Origin of the sequence: Vibrio methylphosphonaticus, from assembly GCF_023634655.1 — a bacterium.
Lineage (GTDB): Bacteria > Pseudomonadota > Gammaproteobacteria > Enterobacterales > Vibrionaceae > Vibrio > Vibrio methylphosphonaticus.
Genome location: NZ_JAMKMS010000046.1, coordinates 1 through 3,169 on the forward strand (window position 1 = coordinate 1; position 3,169 = coordinate 3,169).

Here is a 3,169-nt window from a genome sequence, read left to right on the forward strand (position 1 = left end):
ATTATGTAGTACGAATTATGTTGAGTGGTTTGCCTTGGCCGGCATGCTGTAAAGGGTGGGCGAGAGAATTGCTCATTGTCGGCTGTATAGCCGTACATGCTAGGAAAGAGAATCGCTTTACAAATTTAGCCCGTAACATAATTCTGACAATGCGTATTAAAAATACGTTTATGATGAAGCTGTTTTTTTAACCTATTTTGTTGACTTGTCTTAGATTAGTGATTAGTCTCCTACCACTTTTTCGTTTTTCCGTTTATAGTAATTGTATAAATGGATTATTTTTGTTCAGTTAGTCTGAATAAAAGAGTGAGGCGTTATGAAAAGAAATCAGCGCAATCGCAATATGGAAGTTAACCAAGAGCTCGAGCATCGCTCTGATAATGCGAACAAAAACAAACAGTTACTTGTCTCTGGCAAGCAAACCAAAGCATCTATTCGAGCGGCTTTAGTTGCAGCCATTTCAGAAGCTCAAGCATCTGCTGTTGATGAAATTCGTGTTAACGTTGAGCGTGACAGCAACGCTCACCGTTTGGTAATGTGACATATTGTTGCATAAGATGTTAAAATGAACCCTTCAACTTGATAAGAAGGGTTTTTTTGTGCCTATAAAAAATGTGTACTTGCATAGCAGCTTCTTAAATGGCTCAAAAAATAGTGATTTATTCAAAGACTTAGGTAGCTTTGACCTTTCGGATCCTACTTCAGATGACTTCAAACATTTAGATGTAATTGTTGATTTTGTTGATAAGGTATTGAAGGATGAAAAGTTACCAGGAAGAAATAAAAAAAGTTATCCTCCAAAAGAGGTTTATCATTATCACGTTGGACCTTACTCTCAAAGTACTTTCTACAATTCTAAACGATTATCTGAAGCTTTTGAAAATCACAAAGGTGCCACGTCAGGACCAGTGATTCATTACTCCCTACAAGGTTCGGAAGATCTGATTTTACTCGGTTACTCACCAGTTTTTCATGAACCTTTCCCTCGCATCAACGACAAGAACAATATTTTGCGTTCGAGAATAAAATTGACTTATCCGACGAGCGATCTGTTTTGCGCAAGAAAAAGACTGCTTGGTGATAGTGATGCAGACGATGGCGAATTGTAATTCCTCGTTATTATGTTTGACGCAGCAGGCCTTGGGCAAAAAAGCTGAGCTAAGCTGTTTGCCAAAGGCTGCGTAGCAACGCAGGGTACACTATCTTTAATAGTGTACTCTTGTCTAAATATTAGACACTCTACTTAACGTCTTCTTCCTTCAAGTCCTTGAGACTTTTATCAATTAAAGCCCTCAAAATTTCAGGTACGGTTACCGGCTTCGTTTTTTTGATGGTTATCTCAACAGCCTTTTTCTCTAGCTCTCTCCAGCGTGGATCATCGAGTCTTAATGTTGGCATTATTAATAGTCCGTATTTTACGTGCGAGTCACATTGCATCATTGTAACTAAGTCACAAATCAAAATGCATCATTTATTGCTTTGTCACATGTGACGATGTATAACTAAATCACCCAAATCACATGTGACAATGTTACCTATGATAGATATGCTCAAAATATCAGTGCCTTTTAAGACCGATTTTTTGCTTAATACGCAGCAAAATTCGGCAGGTGAGTTTGTCTCATATGTTGATATAAAGGAGTGTTCAAGAAGGGGAATTGGTCTGGAAGCCAAGGTTGTTCATTTTACTGGTGACAGTGCGTTGGATGAGCTTGAGGTAGCCGACTTACGTCATCCATATCAGTCTCTTCCAACCTCATTTACTGGAATGGCTTTCAAGATTTTTCAAGGAACAAAACTTCGGGATGCTTGTGTCGAGTTGAAAGCATCTCCCGCAAAGATTCTTCAAGGGCATAATGTTTACGGCACTACACAGATTGCTGTTGGTGCTTTTGAAATGCTGATGGCACTTTTTAATTCCTACCCAAGTTTTTATGAAATGCTTGATGTTAAAGGATCTCTTTTGGATCTAATTGACTGCACATTCTCAGCTAAGGCTAAAACTGAACTTCAAGCAAAACAGGTTATCAATCAACTTAAATCGATATCTAACAAACAGATGCGCGCGAGTGTTCGAAATGAACATGAAACGACTTGTTATTTTAGCCGAGGCTCTCGGCATGTTGACCGTAAAGTTTATTTAAAAGGTTGTGAGTTCAATCGCCAACTCAACAAACTCCGAACGCTAAACGAAAAAGGCGATCATTCGAATGATAGGGTTATTGATGTAATGTCCGACCCAAAATTAATCAACTTCGCTCGACACCTCATCCGTTTCGAGGCGAGTGCCAAACGTAGATACTTAGACGAATTTGACGTACCGAAAAATTTATTTGAAGCATGTAGATATCAAATTGAATACGAGAAAGATGGACGATGTTTAATCGCTGATATTTGGAGTAGAGCATTTTCTCCGCTGATGGAGTCACTAAAGGGTCAAAAAATGAATGTATTTAATGATGAACAAGTACATAACCGACTAAAAATGAAATACGGTAAAACCACACCAAAAGGCAATAGATCATACGCAAAAGCAGACCGTGTTTTCCGCCTGTATCGTTCACTCGTATCTGATGGCTACGAAGCGGTTAAATCTTCTTACTCTACCAGAGCCACTTTCTACAACAATTTGAATCTACTACTTGAAGCAGGATTTGCCAAAGCTCAACTCCAGAACTTGCAGGGTAACGGTAAAGATAACGTTGTTCCGCTTCTTCAAGTAATCGCAATTGATTTTAGTCAGCAACGACCGTCTGACTGGGTTGAACCTAAAGCGGGGGATATCACCAAACTTTACGGTCTAGAAGATAGCGTAATTAGCTTAGTCGCATAGGAGAATAGCATGTTGAAAATTGAGATCTTTCCGGAAAACCAAAATATTGAAACTCGCTCGATACCCTCGAAAGATAGTAAACCACCTCGCGAAATTTATGAGCAAGTCGCTTACGCTCATTTAGGCGGTAAGTTCCCAGTTGAAATGAAAATTGGTTTAGAAAAAGGGCAAGTAGCATATGTTGCAGGACTTTACACCTTACATCCCTCTAGCTTTGCTATTAATCAGTACGGCAATTTGGAATTAAAACGCTTTGGAATGATTATCGAGCCAATTACTAACAAATAATAGGTTGACCCTACAACTGCGCCAACAGCTATAGGGTCTATCATAATC

At 39.0% G+C, this 3,169-nt stretch carries 6 protein-coding genes; 5 read left to right on the forward strand and 1 reads right to left on the reverse strand.

Annotated elements, in window-relative coordinates:
* The 3 genes from M9196_RS23065 to M9196_RS23075 form a co-directional block, all read left to right on the forward strand.
* Positions 1–191 (forward strand): hypothetical protein (locus tag M9196_RS23065; RefSeq protein WP_250619848.1); only part of this gene is annotated, 191 nt, incomplete at its 5' end.
* Positions 192–316: 125 nt separating this feature from the next.
* Positions 317–541 carry a hypothetical protein gene (locus M9196_RS23070; RefSeq protein WP_250619849.1) on the forward strand — a complete coding sequence of 75 codons (225 nt, stop codon included), beginning with the start codon at positions 317–319 and terminating at the stop codon, positions 539–541.
* A gap of 58 nt (positions 542–599) precedes the next feature.
* Complete coding sequence (locus M9196_RS23075; protein ID WP_250619850.1) at positions 600–1,109, forward strand: hypothetical protein; 510 nt, start codon at positions 600–602, stop codon at positions 1,107–1,109.
* Positions 1,110–1,239: 130 nt separating this feature from the next.
* On the opposite strand, the gene M9196_RS23080 is transcribed toward M9196_RS23075, so the two are convergent.
* Entirely contained in the window at positions 1,240–1,398 is a 159-nt protein-coding gene (locus M9196_RS23080) for a hypothetical protein (RefSeq protein ID WP_250619851.1), read from the reverse strand.
* A 139-nt stretch (positions 1,399–1,537) separates the two neighbouring features.
* On the opposite strand from M9196_RS23080, the gene M9196_RS23085 reads away from it, so the two are divergent.
* Entirely contained in the window at positions 1,538–2,833 is a 1,296-nt protein-coding gene (locus tag M9196_RS23085) for a phage/plasmid replication protein, II/X family (RefSeq protein ID WP_250619852.1), read from the forward strand.
* A gap of 9 nt (positions 2,834–2,842) precedes the next feature.
* The gene (locus M9196_RS23090) at positions 2,843–3,121 is read left to right on the forward strand and encodes a G5P family DNA-binding protein (RefSeq protein ID WP_250619853.1); all 279 of its coding nucleotides are present in this window, start codon (positions 2,843–2,845) and stop codon (positions 3,119–3,121) included.
* Positions 3,122–3,169: the final 48 nt, after the last annotated feature.

Coding starts and splice junctions, on each gene's coding strand:
- M9196_RS23085 (WP_250619852.1), top strand. CDS start 1,538: ATGATAGATATGCTCAAAATATCAGTGCCTTTTAAGACCGATTTTTTG.
- M9196_RS23090 (WP_250619853.1), top strand. CDS start 2,843: ATGTTGAAAATTGAGATCTTTCCGGAAAACCAAAATATTGAAACTCGC.
- M9196_RS23080 (WP_250619851.1), bottom strand. CDS start 1,398: ATGCCAACATTAAGACTCGATGATCCACGCTGGAGAGAGCTAGAGAAA.
- M9196_RS23070 (WP_250619849.1), top strand. CDS start 317: ATGAAAAGAAATCAGCGCAATCGCAATATGGAAGTTAACCAAGAGCTC.